The following is a 20,641-nucleotide window of genomic DNA, read 5'->3' as shown; positions in this document are numbered from 1 at the left end:
GTAATTAATCTATTTACTTACATTATAGGGGTGGCGCGTTGCAAACGCGGTTACTGGAGTTTTGCCAAGCACGGCTCTCATCTTATTTATCAATCTTGTTTTTTTCACTGACTCTATTGCTTAGTTCTTCAGGGGTCATGTTGGCCTATGGCTCAACATCTATAAAGTTGCAAGATCATACTGAACTTGAGCGTATCGGCTCAAAAGTGTTGTTTCTTAAAGATAGTGAAGGGCATCTTACGATCGATGAGATCATGCAAGGTACTGTCGATGATAAGTTCTTTCAGGTTGATAATAACCACGCCAATTTCGGTTTTGATAAATCAGTCTATTGGATCAAGTTCAGCGTTCAGTATCGGTCGAAAAAATCGGTACTACCTAAAGATTGGTGGCTTGAGTTTGAGTATCAAATGCTTGATCGGGTTGATGCGTATATTGTGTCTTCAGATGGTAGTATTATCAAACGTCAAAGTGGTGATTTGCGACGGTTTGAAAACAATCCATTTGACTTTCCTCATGCGCTATTTCACGTGCCGCTATTACCGCAAGAAACAAAAACGGTCTACATCAGAGTGGATAGTGATAGCTCTATACAATTAGGTCTTAATGTATGGTCGACAAAAGGGCTAATAGATCACATATCTGAAGAGCGCCTGCATCAAGGTATCTTCATTGGCATTATGTTAATCATGCTGTTTTATAACTTGTTTGTTTACTTCTCAATTAAGGATATTGCTTACCTTTATTATGTACTAGCGATTGCAGCATTTGTAGTGGGTCAATCGGCACTCAACGGGTTGGTTTGGCAGTATGTTGACTGGAAAGATCTGACGTGGAACAACACGGTAATGCCGTTCACGCTCAATATAATATGGTCATTTTTAATGTTGTTCTCCCGCTCGTTTTTGCAAACTAAGCAACGAGCGCCCATGATCGATGCCATCATCAAGTTTTGCATTGTTGCGTCTATTTGGTTAGCTGTTATTTCATTGATGACGGACTATAACTTCAGCATACAGTTATCAACGCGCGTCACTATTGTTTATGCCATTGTATTAAGTATTACGGGTATTGTTTTATGGCGTCGAGGCCATAGAGCTGCTCGTTATTATACGTTTTCTTGGGTTGGCTATATGGTGGGCGTTTTAAGCTCCATGCTATATCTGTTTGGTGTTTTGCCTCACAACTATTTTACAAGTAACGGTATTCAACTGGGCGCTTTTGTTAATGTATTGTTACTATCACTCGCATTGGCTGATCGTATTAATACGCAAAAACGGCAAACTGAAGTTGCACGTCGGAAAGCGTTAATTGCCCAGAAACAAGCGGTTGATGCTAATAAGCGCGCTTTGGCTAACCTAAATAAATTTAAGATGCTGTATGAGAATGCATCGGAAAGTATTTTTCAGTGCACGCTAGACGGGCGCTTTATGAGCGCTAACCCCGCGTTGGCTAATATTTTTGGTTATTCCACTGCAGATGAGATTATTGCTAATGTAGAAAACATTGCAACGGACTGCTGTGTAGACCCGAAAGAGCGGGAAAAGTTTGAAGCATTAATCTTAGTAAATGGGCGGGTGAGAGCGTTTGAATCTGAATACAAACGACGAGACGGGTCTTTGTTTTGGGGCAGTAGTTCTGTCCGTTTGGTGAAAAATGAAAAAGGCGAGCCTGCTTACTTTGAAGGGTCATTAATTGACATTACTGAGCGTGTCGAACGTGAACGTGCAGAGCGTGACCGAGAGGCGGCTCAGGCTTCTACATCTGCAAAAAGTGAATTTCTGGCCAATATGAGCCATGAAATTCGTACTCCTATGAACGCTATTATTGGCTTTTCGACACTGGCGCAAAAGACCGACTTGACGGTTAAACAGCGCGATTACATTAACAAAATAGAGAATTCATCTAAATCGTTATTAGGCATCATTAATGACATCCTAGACTTCTCCAAAATTGAAGCGGGTAAGTTAGATCTAGAGTGTGTTCCCTTTGATATTTACGATGTAGTTAATGACCTAGTAACACTGCTCTCTCACCGCGCAGCAGACAAAAATCTTGAGCTAGTGGTGAATGCAAGCCATGGCGTGCCATCAGGTCTGATCGGTGATTCACTAAGGCTTGAACAGATACTGGTTAACCTCACGAATAACGCCATAAAATTTACCGCAGAAGGTGAAGTGGTGGTACGTATTAGTGAGGTGCAGTCCCTTGACGATAAAGTACTACTGCAGTTCTCTGTTCGTGATACCGGTATTGGTTTAAATAAATCTCAGCAGCAAAAGTTATTTAAGCCCTTTAGTCAGGCTGACGGTTCCACTACTAGGCAGTACGGTGGGACGGGTCTTGGTTTAAGTATTAGTAAACAGCTAGTCGAAATGATGGGGGGCGAAATTTGGGTAGAGAGTAAAGAAGGCGAGGGCAGCACCTTTGCGTTTAATGCCTGGTTTGATACCCAAAAAGAAAAGACATACGAAGATATTTATTCATCCAAAGAGCTCAATGAACTTAGTGTGTTGCTGGTCGATGATAAAGACGCAGGTCAAGAAGCGATGCTTGAGATCTTATCGTCATTTAAGTGTAAGGCGCATTGGATACAGCCAGACTATACGTTGATTGATAAACAAATTAGTGAAATAAAATATCAAAGCTTTGATTTGGTGATTATTGATCGACAGCTTAATGCCATGCGGAGTATGGATGCCGCTATTGGCATTCGAAGCATTTCAGAATTTACTGAAGTCCCCATTATGGTGATGGCGCTTTCAAACGAAGAAGATCTTATTGAAGATGCAGAAAATCATCACTTTCACCCCATGATTAAGCCTGTCACGCCGTCATTGCTGCTTGATACGATTCAAGAAATATTAGGCTATACCGGCCCTAAGCATTCTAAAAGGTTAGCGTTAGAGGAAGGCGAAAAGCAATTGGTGTTGCTGCGTGGACATAAAGTATTGTTGGTTGAAGACACACTGTTTAACCAAGAAATAGCGACGGAGTTTTTGAGACAGGTCGATATTGATGTTGCGCTAGTTAATAACGGGCAGGAAGCCGTGGATTTTCTCTCAGACAGTAATAATGTCGCGACCATATCATGTGTATTAATGGATGTTCAAATGCCGATTATGGATGGCTTTGAGGCTACGCGCCGTATTCGAAATCAACTGGGGTTAAAAGACCTGCCAGTTATTGCTATGACCGCGAATGCGATGAAGGGAGATAAGCAGAAGTGCTTGAACGCGGGCATGGATGACTATATTAGTAAGCCTGTCGCTCAGGATGTATTGTTTGGCAAGTTACTTAAATGGATTGCCCCCAATGCGCCTGAGCTGGAGCAAGATCCAGCACAAGCACAAGCAGAGCAGGCACTCAATCAGCCCGGTGAAAATCATGCAATAGACCTGACCAAGGCGCTTGAGCAAATGGGGGGCAATCGAGAAATGCTCAATCGAATGCTGGTTAAATTTAAAGATGAGCACCATGAGGCTGTAGCAGAGATTATAAATGCTTATGACACAGAGGATTTTGCATTGGCCCACCGCTTAGCGCACAGCCTTAAAGGCATGGCTGCAAGTATTGCGGCTGAAGATCTGCGAACCCATGCGGCTGAGTTAGAAGAGGCTATTGAGCGTGGTGCTTTATCTACGCATGTTGAAAAAATGTTTTTTAATACCGAAAACGCACTAGTAGAAACCATTAATTATATTGCCCAGCTTGAAGAGGTGGAGTTATGAACTTAGACGTTGTTGATTCAACAATTGATGAAGATATTGACGAAGTTGACGATACACAAAGGGACGCGTCAAAAGCAGATGAGCAGCAGTTAAGTATTTTATTTGGTACTTATGCAGACATCATGTTTATTCTGTTGCCGTTTTTAGTAGTGGCTATTTTTAAACTATGGCAAAGTGATGTTAAATCAATTTTAACCAGTTATGACCTGTCTATGGCAGCCGCTATTTTGGGTGGGCTCGCCGTGGTTAAGTTTGTGGTGGGGTTGCTGATAGACCCTAAAATGTTGCAATACAAAGAGCGATTAGTATTTCTGATTTCTGGAACGGTGTTTTTAGTCGTGGTACCTGGGTTGCTGTTTGCTGTGTTGGTTATGCTGGCTGACCCTGTACCGCAGTTTGCGATGTTTGTGCAGCCGTTGTTGTTAATATTAGGTGTCGTTGCGTATTCTGGTTCCGTCGTGTCGACGAATGCATTATTGAATAAGAAGGAAGACTGATACAGTTTTGTACCTGTTGCTAGGGCGCCCTAATATTTTTAAGGGCGCAGTGGTTTAAATAGTACGTTATGGTGGTCGATCAGTTATGCTAATTACCCGTCAAAAAAGAGAAAAATGAACCTTAGGTTTTTGTTTTTTAACGCCGTTTTCAATTACTCTCCCCATTCGTAGTAATAAACTTTCCTCCCATGGTCGACCCATTAATTGAACGCCTATCGGCAAGCCTTTCTCAGTGTATCCCGCGTTAATGGTTAGTGCAGGAAAGCCGGTAAAATTTGCTGTAGTTGCAAATCGCATGATCTCAGTTAGATCAGATAAATTGGATTCACCATCAGGTAGTGCTTTACTGTTAATTTCTGGTGCTGGAATTGCCGAAGAGGGAGTGATAATAACATCGACATCTTCGAATGCGTCCATAAATGCTTTGATAGCTAGCCCGCGTATTTTTTGTGCTTTAACGTAGTCTGTTGAACTAAAGGTTGAGGCAATCGCTAGATTTACACGTGTATCCAATGCAAAGCGACTTGCGTCTTTTTTGTATTCTTCTTCGACTGCCGTTAACATTTCGCTCGATATGGTCACCATATGGGCTATTCGCTGAGCATCTAAATTATCGATAGTGATTTCATGTCGCGTAGCACCTTGGCTTTCAAGTATCTTGAGTGCTCGAGTACACCGGTCAACCACCTCTTTGTCTGCATGGTTGAACCAAGGTGTGTATATCCCCACACGTAACCCTGTTAAATCGTTTTTGAGGTAGTCTTTAAGGTGAACATGAGGCTGCTCAAGTGTAACGTCGTCTTGAGTATCTGGGCCTGCTGTTACGCTATAGCCAAGTGCAACATCATCGACTGTAGCGCCTAATGGACCAACATGCGCGACACTCCAGCACAGTGGTGCTGCGCCAAACTCGCTTACTCTGCTCCAGGTAGATTTAAGCCCGACCACGCCGCAAAGAGCCGCAGGAATTCTAATAGAGCCACCACCGTCAGCCCCAATTGAAAGAGGGCAAAGCCCCGCCGCAACAGCAGATGCAGAACCACTTGAAGAACCACCTGTATGATGAAGGGGGTGGTATGGGTTTCGACAAACACCAAAATGAGGATTAGCCCCCGTTACGCCAATGCCGATTTCGTGCATATTGGCTTTGCCTATGAGTAATGCACCTGCCGCACGGAGTCGCGCGACGACGGTTGCATCATGAGGGACTGAGTGATCTTGACCATAGATGTGAGTGCCGACAGTTGTGGCGTATGGCACCATATCAATTTCATCTTTAACTGCAACGGGTACGCCATCGAGTAGGCTCAGCGCTTTACCTTTATCGATTCGTATTTGTGACGCTTTAGCTTGGTTTAAAATATCTTGCTCATTAACATTAATAATCGCGCGTAGAGGTGTTTTACCTTCGTTTGAAACATTAATCGCGTGTATGACTTGCTCTGCAACCAAAACAGGGCTAGTGGAGCCGTCCCGGTAAGCTTTTGCAAAATCAAAAATAGTTTGAAAATGAAACCCTGGCTGCTCAGACATGGGTAGCGGTTGGGTATCGAATATATCAAGGGTTTCTTTGGCATTGGATGCCGAGATAGAGCGCCCCTTGGGGTACTTGGGGGTCATAATTGGCGCGTCGTCTACTGTGAGTGCCCGTAGTTTATCTACGCCTGCTTCTTTAATTAGTGGGCTCTCTAAAACGCTTCGAGAATAGCCGTTTTCAAGCAAGGTTACTAATGTTTTTAAAGGTAAACCCCAGAGGCGGGGTACTCGTAAAGATTTCAGGTCGTAAGGCATGATAAGGCACTGTTTGTTAAATTACAGAAATGGGACAATAAAGTTTGTATTTTGGTTTAGAATAGACGTAATTGTTGAATAATGCTACGAGCATAGACGCGCAAATTGTGTTGAATTATTTGCGCGCGATGCTGTCGAATACAGGTCGGTTGGCCGTGGCAAAGCATGAGGTAGGTATGACAGAATTCAAAAGATTTTCGAGCTTCGTGCTGACGATAGTTTGCACCGTCATTGTGGGCTGTGGAGGGGGCGGTGGTGGTGATTCTGAACCGCTAACTGTGGGTACAGATACGCCCACAGCTGCACCGACCACTTTTTCTGTATCGGGCACCATACAAATTCCTGCCGGTTCTGTTGCAGATAATGATGTCATGCAGTCCCAACTGAGGTTAATACCTAACAATAACGCACCATCAGAAGCTCAGAGTATTAGCAACCCATCGGTTACAGGTGGTTATGTTAGCGCTATTCCGGGAACTTATACAGACGCCCGCTTTACCTATGACTCAGACCCTAGGGACATATTTTCAGTTAAATTACTAAAAGACCAAATCGTGACGCTGGTTGCGTTTCCGGCTGACACGAGTAGCACGGTTGATTGGGAAACCACTTTGGTTGTTAGAGCTGTGGATGGCTCCTCAAGTGGGGACACAGAGGGACCTGATGCAGATGCAAAGTCCATAAAAGTGACTGATAGCAAGGAGTACTTAATAGAGGTTTATGCAAACGAAGGGCCTGTACTGTACCTATTGACTGTTTCTCAGGGCGTTGCAGATGCTAAACATTCTTTGTTGATGGCATATGACTTTGTACCCGGAGAAGTACTAGTAAAGCTGAAAGAAAAACCTTCATCAGGTGCTAGCGCATCAGCGTTGTCTTCATTCAGCGCATTTCAAGCGAATCAGCGAGCTAAACATCAACTTGAAATGATCGAAGGGTTGTCTCATCTAGGGGGTAGTTCAAAGCATGGCATGAAGATGAAAATAGACCTCTCGGCAGCTAATGCCAGAGCGAGTCGGTTATCCACTCAACTTCAAGACTGGCCTCAAGATCAACAAGAAAAATGGCAGACATTGGAATATATTGAAGCCTTAAAAGCACGAGATGATATTGAATGGGCAGAGCCTAACTATATACGCAAAGCGTTTGCTGTATCGACAGGCGATCCGAAACTCGACCCGCTTTATCCTGCTCAATGGCATTATTCGTTAATTGATGTGCCTGCTGCATGGAGTAAGTCACAGGGAACTGGTGTAGTTGTGGCGGTTATAGATACAGGGATTGCAAGTAATCATAATGATCTGAAAGCCAATATCCTTCCTTCAGGTTATGATTTTATTTCTCAAGACTCGATATCTGGAGATGATGAAAGTGGTATTGACAATAATCCAGAGGATGAAGGGGGGAGCTTTCATGGTTCACATGTAGCGGGAACAATTGCTGCTGTAAATAACAGTGTTGGCGGCGTCGGTGTTGCCTATGAGGCGGATATTATGCCTCTGCGAGTGCTAGGTACTGATGGTTCAGGTAATGATGCTGATATCGCTCAAGCCATTTTATATGCAGCGGGATTGGATAATGATAGTAATACTAAGCCAGCAAAAAGAGCAGGCGTGATTAATTTATCACTGGGTGGCCCAGGCTTCTCGAACTCTCTCAAATCAGCCGTCGATGCGGCGTTTAATCAAGGTATTATTTTGGTGGCTGCAGCAGGTAACGAAAACTCATCGGCTCCGTTTTATCCAGCCGCATTTTCCAATGTAGTTTCTGTCAGCGCAGTCGGTCAAACAAAAGAACGCGCCCCTTATTCAAACTTTGGTGACACGATTACTGTTGCTGCACCGGGTGGTGATATGTCGCAAGATGCCAACGGCGACGGAAATGCCGATGGGGTTTTGAGTACGATTAATGCGAGTGTTTACGCTTGGTATCAGGGTACATCAATGGCAGCACCTCATGTCTCGGGCGTTGCTGCGCTGATGAAAGAAGTTGACCCTAGTTTAACGGGGGCGGATTTTATTACGCTACTAGCATCAGAGGAGATTACTGATGATCTTGGCGCTAGCGGTAAAGATAATCAATACGGGTACGGTCTTATCAATGCTTCAAAAGCGATGGAGAAGGCGGGGGCAACAATCCCTGCATTTTTATCAATAAACCCTCAAAGTATCAGTTTTGATGGGTTAAATACCAAAACATCACTATCTATGAAAATGGGCGGTAGCGGGTCAACAATAGCGGTCACATTGGTAACAGATATAGATAACGGCAATATGTTAGATGCTCCTTGGCTAACGGTTAGCGAACAGAGCGTTGATGGTAATAAGCTGGGAAACTACTTAGTATCAATTGACCGAGCAGGGTTAGCTGTTGGCTCCACGTACTCAGGAACGATAAACGTAGCGTATCAAAAAGATGGTGTGCCAGAAACACCCAAAACCATCTCAGTGCTTATGACCGTTCCTGACCCTAATAAAGTCGCTACTGTGGGTGAGCTATATGTAGGACTGATAGAGCGATCAAAGCAAGAGGCTGCAGAAGATGCGATTCTTGAAGGGCAAGAAAACGTCTTAATAGAAATATTTGCTTTTCAGACCGCGCAACAAAATAAAGGCACCTATAGTTATGCTTTTGAAGACGTTCCTCAGGGTGACTACTACGTTTTTGCTAGCACCAATATGGACCAAGATGGGTTAGTGAGTGATGTGGGCGAAGCCCAAGGTGATTATCCTGTCGTCGGTGCTGCGTCGTTGATCGAGGTTCGAAGTGCAGATATTTCAGGTTTAGACTTTAACGTAGGTTATCAGAATGTGGTTGAGGGGGTATCGGTGGGTGGTAACGATAAAAATCGCATTATCAGAAAAATTCCTGATTCATTTATCGTTGTTGATGAGCGAAATGAAGACACTAAGGGCATTCAACGGCAGCAATAATTTTTATTGAATCCAGTCTTTCACCCCATATTTATCGAGTATGGTTTGTAGCTCACCTGATTGACGAAGCTTCTGAGTCCCTTCGTCAATTAACTTGACGAGCGCCTTGCTAGACGCTTTGGCTGGAGAGCAGGCGATATAAATATCAAAGGACTCGCCAAGCTGACCTGCAGGTATAATTTGGTCTACCAGCTCCATTTCTTTTAGTTTAGCCTGCATTACTAGAGGTGACTCAAGGGTGGCGGTTATGCGTTCTGCCATTAATTTTTTAATATTATTCTCTAATGAATTCTCTGCGGTAAGAAGCTGGTAATGCGCTTTGTTCTTTTTTATAAATGCGGTAAATTCATCATTGTAGGCATAGCCACCAATCAACCCGAGTTGGATGGATGTTATGGACTGCAAGTCTGTATAGCGCCATTTCTCGTCTTTTTTAACATAAAAAACGGCGCTATCTACGCCCCAGCTGACATTGGGGAAAACAAAGTCGGGCGTGTCTTTACGGTTTCCGCCTACAACGCAGTCATGTAATCCTTTTCGTACAAATACGATGGCTCTTTTCCAGGGTAATGTCTGATAATCAACGGTATGGCCGGCATCACCAAAAATACGGGTAGCAAGTTCAATCATATAGCCGGGCGTTGCTGACTCTGGGTTGCCATTGATAGGAAACCAGTTGTCCGCCCTAATGGTGACCGTTTCGGCGTGCGAGAAATTTGATAAAAATATTAGGGCTAAAGTGACAGATAGCAACCACCGCTTTGTTTTCATAAGTTCGCTTCCACGGTAGATAATTTAGCGATAGGGTAATGAACTATTATATGGCGCATTTTAAATATGGTTATACTTTATGAATGGCTATAATTGAGTATAGTGAAAAGTCCGATTTATGCGGCTTTTAACGAGGATAATTATAACGCGTAATACGTGTCGTAACGAGAAACAAACTTGATGAATAGCCTGAATGATGAATAACTAGGGCTTCGATATTGCCTTTTCAGCGTAATTCGATAAGCTAGGGGGCAGTTTAATTTCTAAAAGCGGTCTTTCAGACCTGTCTACGTTTGATATCTACAGGGTGCCTGTTCTAAGCATATGACAAACAACAACTACAATGCAGACTCGATTGAAGTACTCAGTGGTCTTGATCCGGTGCGTAAGCGGCCGGGAATGTATACCGACACCACTCGACCTAATCACCTTGCGCAAGAAGTTATCGACAACAGTGTCGATGAAGCGCTTGCCGGACATGCCTCCAAAATTGACGTTGTTCTATATGAAGATGGTTCACTCTCAGCCTCAGATGATGGTCGAGGGATGCCCGTTGATGTTCACTCCGAAGAAGGCGTTCCCGGCGTAGAGCTTATATTGACCCGTTTGCATGCAGGCGGTAAATTTTCAAACGAAAACTATAATTTCTCGGGTGGTTTGCACGGAGTAGGTGTATCGGTCGTTAACGCACTCTCTACGAAGTTAGAGGTGCTAATCAAGCGTGATGCCAAATTGCATCGTATTACCTTTGCCAACGGCGACAAAACCTCAGACCTCGAAGTGATCGATACGGTAGGGAAGCGCAATACCGGTACTACGGTTACCTTTCACCCTGACCCAAAATATTTTGATTCAGCTAAATTCTCATTAAGCCGTTTGCGGCATGTGTTACGTGCCAAAGCCGTATTATGCCCAGGCTTACACGTCACCTTCCTGAACAAAGCAACCGGCGATAAAGATGAGTGGTTTTATGAAGATGGTTTAAAAGACTACCTTCGAGGTGCCACAAATGAATATGAAACCTGCCCAGCAGAGCCTTTTACCGGCTCGCTAGCGGGCAATACCGAAGCTGTTGATTGGGCGGTACAATGGTTGCCTGAAGGCGGTGAGCAGATTCAAGAGAGCTACGTTAACCTGATACCCACCGCGCAAGGGGGAACTCATGTCAACGGCCTTCGTACCGGCTTGCTTGAAGCCATGCGTGAATTCTGTGAATTCCGAAATTTATTGCCTCGTGGTATTAAGTTAGGGCCAGAAGATATTTGGGATAAGTGCTGTTTTGTGTTATCAGCCAAGCTACAAGATCCACAGTTTTCAGGACAAACCAAAGAACGTCTCTCATCAAGAGAGGCTGCAGCCTTTATTTCAGGTGTCGCAAAAGACAGCTTCAGCTTATGGTTAAACCAGCATACTGACGAAGCCGAACGGCTAGCTGAAGTGTGCATTTCAAGCGCGCAGCGAAGACTAAAAGCCAGTAAAAAAGTGGCTAGAAAAAAGATCACCAGTGGCCCCGCACTGCCGGGTAAACTGGCTGACTGCTCGGGCACAGATACCATGCGATCAGAGCTGTTTTTGGTAGAGGGTGACTCAGCGGGTGGTTCTGCCAAACAAGCACGCGACCGACAAGATCAAGCGATCATGCCGTTGCGAGGTAAAATTCTGAATACATGGGAAGTCGATTCAGACCAAATACTAGCTTCTCAAGAAGTTCATGATATATCTGTAGCCATTGGCGTTGATCCCGGTGCAGAAAACCTTGAGTCATTACGCTATGGTAAAATCTGCATACTCGCTGACGCCGACTCAGACGGGCTGCATATCGCAACCTTGCTATGCGCGTTATTCTTAAAACACTTTAGGCCACTTGTTGAAGCGGGTCATATCTACGTGGCAATGCCACCGTTATATCGTATTGATATTGGCAAAGAAGTTTACTACGCACTAGATGAAGGCGAACGACAGGGCATTCTTGATCGAATCGCCGCTGAGAAAAAACGCGGTAAAATTCAAGTTACCCGATTTAAAGGTCTAGGTGAAATGAACCCCTTACAGCTCCGCGAAACCACCATGGCACGAGATACTCGACGCTTGATTCAACTGGGCATCGAAGATGATGACGGCACAGATGAAATCATGGATATGTTACTCGGAAAGAAAAGAGCCTCAGACAGAAAATCGTGGCTTGAATTAAAAGGTGATATGGCAGAGGTTTAGGTCAAAAGCAGGGCAGACACATAGGTCTGCCCCTACGATATTAAGCTTCTTTTTCTATGATCAGCTTTCGGTGTGGGAAGGGGATTTCGATGCCTTCGGCGTCTAGGGCTTTTTTGACCTGCTCTGGTACGGAGTAAAGAATGTCAAAGTAGTGTTCGCCTTTGCAGAACGGTCGCACCAAAAAATCTACTGAGCTATCATTCAATGCTTCAACTTCAACAAAAGGAGCTGGGTCTTTAAGGATGTGAGGGTGGTTGTTTAAAACCATATCAATGACTTTTCGAACGGCTTCGGTATCTTCTTTGTACGCAACACCATAATGCATGTCGACACCGCGAACGTTGTGATGTGAGTGATTAACAATTTGACTGCCCCAGATTTGGCTGTTGGGAATAATAATATGCTTATTATCAAATGTTTTTAGTATCGTGGTGAATAGGTCTATTTCTTCAACGTTGCCAAAGCGATCAGCCGCATCAATAAAATCACCCACCTTATAGGGCCTAAATAAAAGCAGCATAACGCCGGCTGCTAAGTTAGAGAGTGTGCCTTGGAGCGCTAAACCAACAGCTAAACCAGCAGCACCAAGTAAAGCAACGATGGAGGCAGTTTGTACGCCAAAGCGATTGAGAACTGCGATAGCAACAAAGGCAAGAATAATATACTTGGCTAAGCTACCTAAAAAGCGGAATAACGTATTGTCGAGGTTGTCGTATTTCTCGCCTGCTGTATTGATTATCTTACTTGCCTTACCGGCAACAAATAAACCAATCAGCAATATACAAATAGCAAACAAGACATTGGTTGCGCCTGCTATTATATCGGGTAAATATTGGTTTATATTGACTTCTTCTATGAGTTCTTCCATGTTTTCTCCAGCCCACAGGCGCGTTTTTATTGTCTGGTTGAGTGTTTTTTAGAATGGTGTGAATAAGTCACGTCTCGAAATATAACACTCCCCATTTTTTTGGACAAAATAATCCGTTATGTTTTTTATTCTACAAACTTATTAAGTCGAAACGCTCTCCAAGCGACAGTGGTTGACTGTAAAACCAATATCTATTGATTAAAGGGGTCAGACCCGAATGGCACTTACTTTGATTGACCCCTTTAATCCAAAAAGGCTCACTCACAAACATTTTTAGATGTTTGGGTCACTACGGTTATTCATGACGATTATTATTCGCAGCGCTCTTTGGTGGCTCCTCACCCGCGGCAATATTTTTTGCTCCATCCTCGCGCAGTATATGAATTTAATCAGGATGCGATTAAAGGTGATCGTAGTCAGTTAGGGTTAGGTATTGAGTGGTTTGGGGTGAACTTGTGGGATGCAATGATTCCTATCGGTGTGTCTGTAGTCTCGATATATGCAGATTATGCAGACAAACACGCTATCGGCCACGGACTGCAGTTGACTCTAAATAACAGTGCGTCTATCGGCTGGGTTGATCGCGGTGAGAGTAATGGTGAGTTTGTTACGCTAGATTTTCTTAAACTGCGTGAAGATAAACACGAAAAACTAGAGCAGTATAAACAGGACCCTTGGAAATGGATTTCTGGCTAATGGTCGGTGCGAAGGGTGACCTTGTCTCTTTTGAACAGTAGCGACAAACAAAATAGCAGTATGCCTAATAGGTTTAAAATACTGCCATATTGATAAAAAAAAGTGTGTTCCCCTTTGGCTATCTCTAAGCTGAATGATTTTTCCATCTGTGTGTCTAACATGCTTAAAGTATCGAACAATATTTCGCCTTTGTGATTGATGACAGTGCTCACACCACTATTATTAACACGGATTAGCGGGATACGGTATTCGATGGTTCTCAGCAAGGCTAAAGATAGATGGCTGAGTGCGCCTACTCGGCCAAACCAACCATCGTTTCCGGGGTTTATGATGATATCTGCACCGTCATCAACATACGGCTTAACAAGGTCAGAGAAGAGCACTTCGTAACATATCAATGGTGCGAGTGAACGGTCTTTGTAATTGAATAAAATAGGCTCTATACCGGCTATATAGTTTCTCGCGCTAGGAAAAAATGGCGATAAATAATTTTTAAAGGGTAGGTATTCAAAGATGGGTACTAGCTTTTGTTTGCGATACTCCGCAAGACGACTGCCATTATTAGAAATGAAAGTAGCAGAGTTATAATGACCGCCCTCGGCATTTATATTATTCGCATAATGAAAGCCTGAGAGAATAATTAAGTGTGCATCAATCTCTTGTGCTAATTTTCGAATACGGTATCGTTCATATTGGTTGTCATACCAAGAAAAATCGACAGGCACTTCTGGCCAAATAACGAGTTCAAGTTGTTCTGATACTTGCTTGAGTTTGTGGGTCTGTGAAATAAGGTGTGAAAGTTTGTCTTCTGAATGGGCTAGGGGTTGTATGTAGCCAAATGTTATCTTTGTGGTGTTGGTTTTTGCTTCTTCAGAAAGTTTGTATTGGCCATAAGAGAGTACCATCATCGGGATAAAAATAAGCATCACTATCGTGATGTATGCGCGGTCTTTTTTATGGATGAAAATGCTCGCAATACTCGTATTAAAAATGAAATAAAAAAATAATAAAATCGGTAATCCGCCAATATCCGCCCATTGTAAGAGTATCGGGTATTCAAATAAGGCGTTGACTGGCGCGGCAGGTAATACGGTTGAAAATAAACTGATCAGAATGGCAAAACATAAAGGAATTTGAAGCAAGCTTAATGAGCTTTTCCACAGCCTAAAGTAAGCAATCAGAAAGCCAGAAAGTGCATAAGGTATTGCTAAAGTAAAGCAAGCTAGCGTAATGCTTAAAATGCTTATAAATGCTGACGATTCAGAAAAAATAGCCAAAGATGGAATGGCCCACCCTAAAGCGGCTAGCCACCAAATCCACGCCCACACCCCTAAAGCTAACGCTGATTGAATAGGGTTTAAGCTTGCTGTGGCAATGAGTGCGGGGGCAACTGCAATGCAAACCAGTAATGGGAATTCGCCGCCAGGAAAGCTCACTAAAATCAATAGGATTGAAATAGTTATAAGCAGCGATTTACTGATCAAAAGTGATTCCTTTTCGGTATTTAATTCTGAGCTAAACGGTCTTTTGCATTCACTCTTAGAATCTCATTCTCTTTAAACATAGAGGATTTAAGCTGATCTAAAGCCTGATTGTAGGCTTCTTTTGATGCAAAGTTTACACTCATGCGCTCTTTTTTCTGAAGGTATGCTTGATAACGGTTATTCCACTCGTTTCGGGTGGTTTCTAAATTCACAAAACGCTCTACTGTTTCATTGTCATAATGTTTTGACCATTCTTCTTGTAGCGTGTATATATCCGCATTATTTGTTCTTAGATCATCAATTTTGGTTCTAATTGCTTCACGTTCGCGTTGTTTATACATCACCTTTTTATGGTTTTCTGGCAGGGTACTTTCAAGTGCACTTAATTCAGCTTGGCGTTCTGCATCACTGAGACTTGTGTTGGCATTTAAACGTAATTTACCAACGGTGTACCAGTCTCGGGCTTCTTCATCTCCAAAAAAGGCTGATGCGGCTTCGTTCCCTAGGTGAAAAGAGCGTAATTGGCTACGTGTTTGGTAGGAGGCTTCTAAGTCGTCTAAGTTTCCAGGTGTTACTTGATATAAGCCGCTATTAATTTCAGTTTGTAAGGCGGCTTGGTACACCAGATAGTCATCGAATAATTTAAGGGCCTGGCTTTGAGCGGGTTCTGTAAGATAGTCTGCAATGCCTTGCTTTATTTGCATGATAAGTTCAGCTCTAGGCACTTCACCCGATACATTTAAAAAGTAATCAAATAATTGCTTTACAGGTTTTTCTACAATCAGATTTCCGTTGTCATCGATACGTAAATTCCCATGAATCTGGGTCCCTTTTAAGCTTTTTATATTTTTAATAACAGGTATTTCACCTGCGACATCATGCTGTTCAAGACTTGTTTTTTTCGCTGTTTCTAGGCGCTCATCGATGCCTTTTGACAGGGTTAATAATGGACTTTTAAGGGGGCGGTCATTCTTAGAAACGTTCTCAAATGGCGAGTTAGATACTTGGGTCTTGAAAACAAGACCCAAACCTATAACAGCCATGAACAAGCCAAGAATAATACTGCTTTTATATTTCTTGTTCATAGCCTACTCCTTATAGTCCAGCTTCTTTCAGACGATTAGCATGGTTGACAAAGATCTCAACAGGGTCTGTTGTTAAGTCGTTGGTCATACCTAATAAACCGTTAGAGGAGTCTAGATGGTTCAAGAAATAGTCGTCTCTTAGCACTTGCCCTAAGTGAGATGTGCACGTCGCTACTAGGCCATCGTTAGGTCGCGGGTAAAGTGACCCTGTATAGGCAAACAATAGGTCAGATGGGTCAATTAAATCAGTTTGGTGTGCTGTTTGATCTGAACGCCCAGACCAACTGTAATAGTTGATGCCATTAACGGTATAGTCTCCCTCTCCACAGCTATCAGGTGAAATAGAACCGTCTGGATAAGCTGCATTGAACGCATTCATTCCTTCAGTGCTCATGCTGCTAAGAGATGCAGTAACGTCATTTGGATTTTCATTGCCTCCTAAAAATGAAATCAGATTTGCAAGGAAGGGCAATACTGACGCAATGACTTTTTGATCGCCTGCACTAATTGCGTCGGCAAACTCAACACCGTTGTTAACGCCAGCCACACCAGTGACAGATGCCACCTTGCTAGGAATGATAGCTGCTGCATATCGAGAGGTTGGCGAGCCATGGCTATGACCAATCAAGTTTACTTTTTCTGCCCCTGTCTCTGCCAAAATATCTTCAATTTGAACGATTAATTGTTCGCCGCGTTCTTCAGGAGAGTTTGCGGCTGAAACCACGACTACGTGTACATCGGCGCCTTCTTTTTCAAGGGCTTCTGGAATACCGTACCAGTAATCTACAACACCCAGTATTGAGTCAAAGCCCATAAAGCCGTGCACCAATACGATTGGATATTCTGTTTCAGCATAGTCATGTGCACCGCCGCTTGCTAATGCAGCAGTAGATACACCTAGACCAAGGGTTAATGCCGTGGTCGCAAGCAGGGTTGTTGGTTTTAACAATTTCATGTGGATCACCGTATTTTATTTTTGTTTGGTGTGGCTGGTTTTGCTATAGCGTTGAGCGTATATCCTCCTGTGAGTACCCTCTTGGATTGTCATTCCAACAGTTATAAAGGGGCTCATAAAGTGAGTTATCTAACAACGCTAAAGCGACTACCCGAGCCTACTTTTAAATAATGGCACTATTGTTCTGTAAGTGAAATGGCTTTTTGAGGTGAGGGGCGGCGGCGCTATGGTCAATGGTGATATTTACACGAAAGCGCCTGGACTTTGAGTTACTTGGATTGAAATTTTGAGTAAGCTTTGGCTAGTTTGCTATCGGCTATAAGGTGGAATAGGGTGGTAAATTTACGCGCGATTGCGCGTGTCAGCTTTGCTCTAAATCCCGGTGTTATCATGTACTGCCTTGTTTTTAAGCCTTTCATAATGCCGTTTATTGCGTCTTCTACTGATAATACCCCTGCAAAATCGTTCATCATTTCTGTTATAGGGCTGCCATCTATTCTTTCCTGTTTGAGTAGGGGGGTGTCAATTTCTCCTGGGCAGATGACGGAAACCGATATTCCTTTAAGCTTCAATTCTAGCCTGAGCACTTCTGCTAACCCGACGACACCAAATTTAGACGCGGCATAGGCTGCATGAGTATAGCTACCAACAATACCTGCTAGTGATGCGACCAGTATTAAATGACCACCTGATTGCATATGCTGCAAAACACTAAAAGCAAAGTTTCGGCTACCTATTAAATTAACGTTAATGACTTGCTCAAAGGTTTCATAAGACAGCTTTGAAAAGGTAGCGGTTCTTAGAATTCCAGCTGAATTAAGTGCAAAGTCAGGAACGCCTACCTCGCTCACAGCTGAATTCATGGCTTTGTCCAAGGCTTTCGGGTCAGCTATATCAACAATATAACGTTCAATTCTTTGGTCGTTATGCACGATTAGTTGGTTTAAATATTGGACTAAATCATCGCTGCGGCCGTGATCAAATATTGCAATGTTAGCGCCTTCTTGAATGAGTTCTTTGGCGATATTAAGCCCCAGACCACTCCCGCCGCCAGAGATAAAGGCTGTTTTTGGTTGACCGTATTTCCATGTTGATCGCTTATTATTCTTGTTCATTCTTGGTTCCTGATTTGAATATTTCATCGAAAATTGCTGCTAGGCTAATAAGTAATAGTGTAATTCAAAACAAAGGCTGGTCATTGACCAGATACGAATAAAAATTGATATTTTACGAATGATTTTAGAACGAGCTGATGTGAAAGTGTCGCTAGCCTTTCAGCTAGGGGTGAGGGGGCGATGTTCGTAATCAATCAATAAGTTGTCGCTAAATATCAATTATCTGACAATCTGAATACCTATAATAAACTCAACTTAACGACCAGTGATAAAGGCAATTTTTTTATGACGCATCAAGCTGCGACACAAGAACAACTAGAAATGCACGGCATTACAAAGATTAGTCATTTCAATAAAGCTCGAATCGATCTGTCTCCTCGAACCCGTTTAGAAACAGTTCGGAAGTCTTCAGAAGACTTCAGACACTATATGCTGAACCTAGATAAGCCTGTAGCATTTTATCAAAGCATCGATTTGATTCGTGTACCGTATCCAACAAAGTATGGGTTGCTGAATGCATCTAAAGTCTGGAGCCCTTTTATGCACATCATGAACCGCATGTTCGTGGTCCAGTTTGAGACGCCGGTTGGTCTAAAGACGCTATTATTTTCGCCGTCTGACATTCAGGGTAATGCTGAGACGCCTTTCTTTAAGAACTTGGATGCTGCTTGGGGGCCATTAGCCAAACCAATGGGCAAATTTATGGCGCCTATTTATAACGATGTTGAGCAAGCCCTAAGTAAGGTAGGTTTGAGGCCCGAAGATATTGATTTTATTTCTTATGATCACTTACATACACAAGATATTAGGAAGTGGCTTGGTTCCAACAAGCAGAAAGGGTACTTTCCTAATGCTAAGCTGTTGGTGATGCAGCAGGAGTGGACTTCAACCCAGTCGCTTCTACCACCGCAGCAACAATGGTACTGCCCGAATGGCATTGACGGGATAGATCCAGGCAAGGTCATTTTGCTTGATTCAAGTGTCATGTTAGGTGAAAGTGCGGCGTTAGTTCAAACACCTGGACATACCGAGGGAAATCACTCTTTGGTGGCAAATACACCAGATGGCCTATTCGTGACGAGTGAAAATGGTGTCTCAGCAGAAAGCTATTCTCCTCAACACTCTAATATTTCAGGTGTTCGTCAGTTTGCGCGTTCAACAGGCATGGAGGTCGTGTTAAATGGCAATACTCTAGAGGGTGGATTAGATCAATATATTTCAATGGTGATGGAAAAAACGATAGCCGGCCCGTCTAAGCGAAATCCGGATTTTAGTAATATTGCGCCTTCGTCTGAGCTGACTTCGTATTGGGGGTTTCCGGGTTTGAAACCAACCTTTTATGTGGGGCAGATGAAATTCGGTACACTAAGTAAATAGACGCATATATTTGAGAAATCGCGGCTCCACGCCGCGATTAATTTATATATAAATATTATTTAACAGGAGGGCTAAAAGAGTCTGGTTTTATAGCTAGCACTGAGCAGTCTAATTTTGACAGTATTTTCTCTGCAGTATTACCGATAAAGAACCCTTCTATGCCTGTTCTGGCAACCGTACCCATCACGACAGTGTCAATGTCTAGTGTTAAAGCGAGGTCGCTCACGACTTTATCAACATCGCCTTGAATAAAGTGATTTGCAGAGGGCGTGTTATCTAATTCGTACTCGCTTAAAAACGCCTTCCATAATTGCTCTTGTTGAATATGGAGATCTTTCACCGCTGATTCGGCTTTTTCGATAATGGCATGTTGGCCGCTCTCTTTTAGTAAGGATGCGTAGGGTACGTGCCAAGCGTGTACCACGTGGAGTTCGGCGTCAAATGCTTGTGCCATTTCTTTCGCCAGTCCAATAATTCCGCGATTAAGGTCGATGTTTTCTGGTTGGTCTGGGTCTATATCTACTGCCGCTAATAGCCGTTTGCATTGAAAAGACTTAGTCGGCTTATTTATCCAAACCGGAACAGACGACTTTCGAAATAGTTGTTGATCATTACTACCAAAAATTGAAACTCGGTTATGGCCCTTATCATCAGTCGGCTTTATGATTAAATCAAAGTTTTCTTTAACCGCTATGGTGACGACTTCAAGCGCACCTAAGGAGCCAGTAATGACTCTGATTTCGTGGTCTTCTGGGTTAGCGTTAGATTCTTTTAGTTGTCTTTCAATGGTGCCTTCTTGAATATGAATGTATGTCTGTTGCAAGCTGGCGAGTGGCGATGATATAGGCTTCAGAACACTCACGAAGCAAATGGTAGCGTTATGAAGCTTGGCTAACGTTAAGGTTTGTTTGATAGCTGATTTTGCATGACTTATTGGGTCAAGGTAACAGAGTATTTTCTTGATTTCTTTCATGTTAGGGACCTATATCCACGTATACATAATAAAAGCGAACAGGGGTTGAGGGTTACAGGTTAATCGCCATTATTTGTGATGTTAATATGTGGAGCAGCGACGTTTAATGGTGCTATCCTGCGGTTTATTTATATATAGCTAAAGTGTATCG

14 protein-coding genes are annotated in these 20,641 nt (G+C 43.1%); 6 read left to right on the top strand and 8 right to left on the bottom strand.

What is annotated here, in order from left to right:
- The first annotated feature begins 38 nt into the window (after window positions 1–38).
- Window positions 39–3,731 carry a 7TM diverse intracellular signaling domain-containing protein gene (locus NKI27_RS15115; RefSeq protein ID WP_265046867.1) on the top strand — a complete coding sequence of 1,231 codons (3,693 nt, stop codon included), beginning with the start codon at window positions 39–41 and terminating at the stop codon, window positions 3,729–3,731.
- A complete protein-coding gene (locus tag NKI27_RS15110; RefSeq protein ID WP_265046866.1) occupies window positions 3,728–4,228 on the top strand; it encodes a hypothetical protein in 501 nt (166 codons plus the stop codon). The genes NKI27_RS15115 and NKI27_RS15110 overlap by 4 nt, the downstream gene beginning before the upstream one ends.
- Before the next feature lie 99 nt (window positions 4,229–4,327).
- Here NKI27_RS15110 and NKI27_RS15105 read toward each other — a convergent pair whose 3' ends face one another.
- Window positions 4,328–6,019, bottom strand: a complete 1,692-nt coding sequence (locus NKI27_RS15105; protein WP_265046865.1) for an amidase — start codon at window positions 6,017–6,019, stop codon at window positions 4,328–4,330.
- 176 nt (window positions 6,020–6,195) lie between these two features.
- On the opposite strand from NKI27_RS15105, the gene NKI27_RS15100 reads away from it, so the two are divergent.
- Window positions 6,196–8,952 carry a S8 family peptidase gene (locus NKI27_RS15100; protein WP_265046864.1) on the top strand — a complete coding sequence of 919 codons (2,757 nt, stop codon included), beginning with the start codon at window positions 6,196–6,198 and terminating at the stop codon, window positions 8,950–8,952.
- 3 nt (window positions 8,953–8,955) lie between these two features.
- On the opposite strand, the gene NKI27_RS15095 is transcribed toward NKI27_RS15100, so the two are convergent.
- Complete coding sequence (locus tag NKI27_RS15095; RefSeq protein WP_265046863.1) at window positions 8,956–9,723, bottom strand: substrate-binding periplasmic protein; 768 nt, start codon at window positions 9,721–9,723, stop codon at window positions 8,956–8,958.
- A 324-nt stretch (window positions 9,724–10,047) separates the two neighbouring features.
- Between NKI27_RS15095 and parE the strand changes: the two genes are divergently transcribed.
- A complete protein-coding gene (gene parE, locus NKI27_RS15090; RefSeq protein WP_265046862.1) occupies window positions 10,048–11,937 on the top strand; it encodes a DNA topoisomerase IV subunit B in 1,890 nt (629 codons plus the stop codon).
- Between the two features lie 40 nt (window positions 11,938–11,977).
- Here parE and NKI27_RS15085 read toward each other — a convergent pair whose 3' ends face one another.
- Entirely contained in the window at window positions 11,978–12,805 is an 828-nt protein-coding gene (locus NKI27_RS15085; protein ID WP_265046861.1) for a mechanosensitive ion channel family protein, read from the bottom strand.
- Between the two features lie 357 nt (window positions 12,806–13,162).
- On the opposite strand from NKI27_RS15085, the gene NKI27_RS15080 reads away from it, so the two are divergent.
- Window positions 13,163–13,501, top strand: a complete 339-nt coding sequence (locus NKI27_RS15080) for a hypothetical protein (RefSeq protein WP_265046860.1) — start codon at window positions 13,163–13,165, stop codon at window positions 13,499–13,501.
- Here the strand turns inward: NKI27_RS15080 and lnt are convergent.
- The 4 genes from lnt to NKI27_RS15060 form a co-directional block, all read right to left on the bottom strand.
- The gene (gene lnt / locus NKI27_RS15075; RefSeq protein WP_265046859.1) at window positions 13,498–14,985 is read right to left on the bottom strand and encodes an apolipoprotein N-acyltransferase; all 1,488 of its coding nucleotides are present in this window, start codon (window positions 14,983–14,985) and stop codon (window positions 13,498–13,500) included. The genes NKI27_RS15080 and lnt overlap by 4 nt on opposite strands.
- Before the next feature lie 20 nt (window positions 14,986–15,005).
- Entirely contained in the window at window positions 15,006–16,070 is a 1,065-nt protein-coding gene (locus NKI27_RS15070) for a lipase secretion chaperone (RefSeq protein ID WP_265046858.1), read from the bottom strand.
- Window positions 16,071–16,080: 10 nt separating this feature from the next.
- Window positions 16,081–17,025 carry an esterase/lipase family protein gene (locus NKI27_RS15065; RefSeq protein ID WP_265046857.1) on the bottom strand — a complete coding sequence of 315 codons (945 nt, stop codon included), beginning with the start codon at window positions 17,023–17,025 and terminating at the stop codon, window positions 16,081–16,083.
- A 269-nt stretch (window positions 17,026–17,294) separates the two neighbouring features.
- Window positions 17,295–18,140, bottom strand: coding sequence for an SDR family NAD(P)-dependent oxidoreductase (locus NKI27_RS15060; protein ID WP_265046856.1), 846 nt, complete (start codon window positions 18,138–18,140; stop codon window positions 17,295–17,297).
- Window positions 18,141–18,425: 285 nt separating this feature from the next.
- On the opposite strand from NKI27_RS15060, the gene NKI27_RS15055 reads away from it, so the two are divergent.
- Window positions 18,426–19,517 carry an MBL fold metallo-hydrolase gene (locus tag NKI27_RS15055; protein WP_265046855.1) on the top strand — a complete coding sequence of 364 codons (1,092 nt, stop codon included), beginning with the start codon at window positions 18,426–18,428 and terminating at the stop codon, window positions 19,515–19,517.
- Between the two features lie 55 nt (window positions 19,518–19,572).
- Here NKI27_RS15055 and NKI27_RS15050 read toward each other — a convergent pair whose 3' ends face one another.
- The gene (locus NKI27_RS15050; protein WP_265046854.1) at window positions 19,573–20,490 is read right to left on the bottom strand and encodes a universal stress protein; all 918 of its coding nucleotides are present in this window, start codon (window positions 20,488–20,490) and stop codon (window positions 19,573–19,575) included.
- Window positions 20,491–20,641: the final 151 nt, after the last annotated feature.

The sequence above is a fragment of the Alkalimarinus alittae genome (assembly GCF_026016465.1).
Classification (GTDB): domain Bacteria; phylum Pseudomonadota; class Gammaproteobacteria; order Pseudomonadales; family Oleiphilaceae; genus Alkalimarinus; species Alkalimarinus alittae.
The sequence above is the reverse complement of the archived record's forward strand: the minus strand, read 5'-3'. Positions and strand labels throughout refer to the sequence as shown.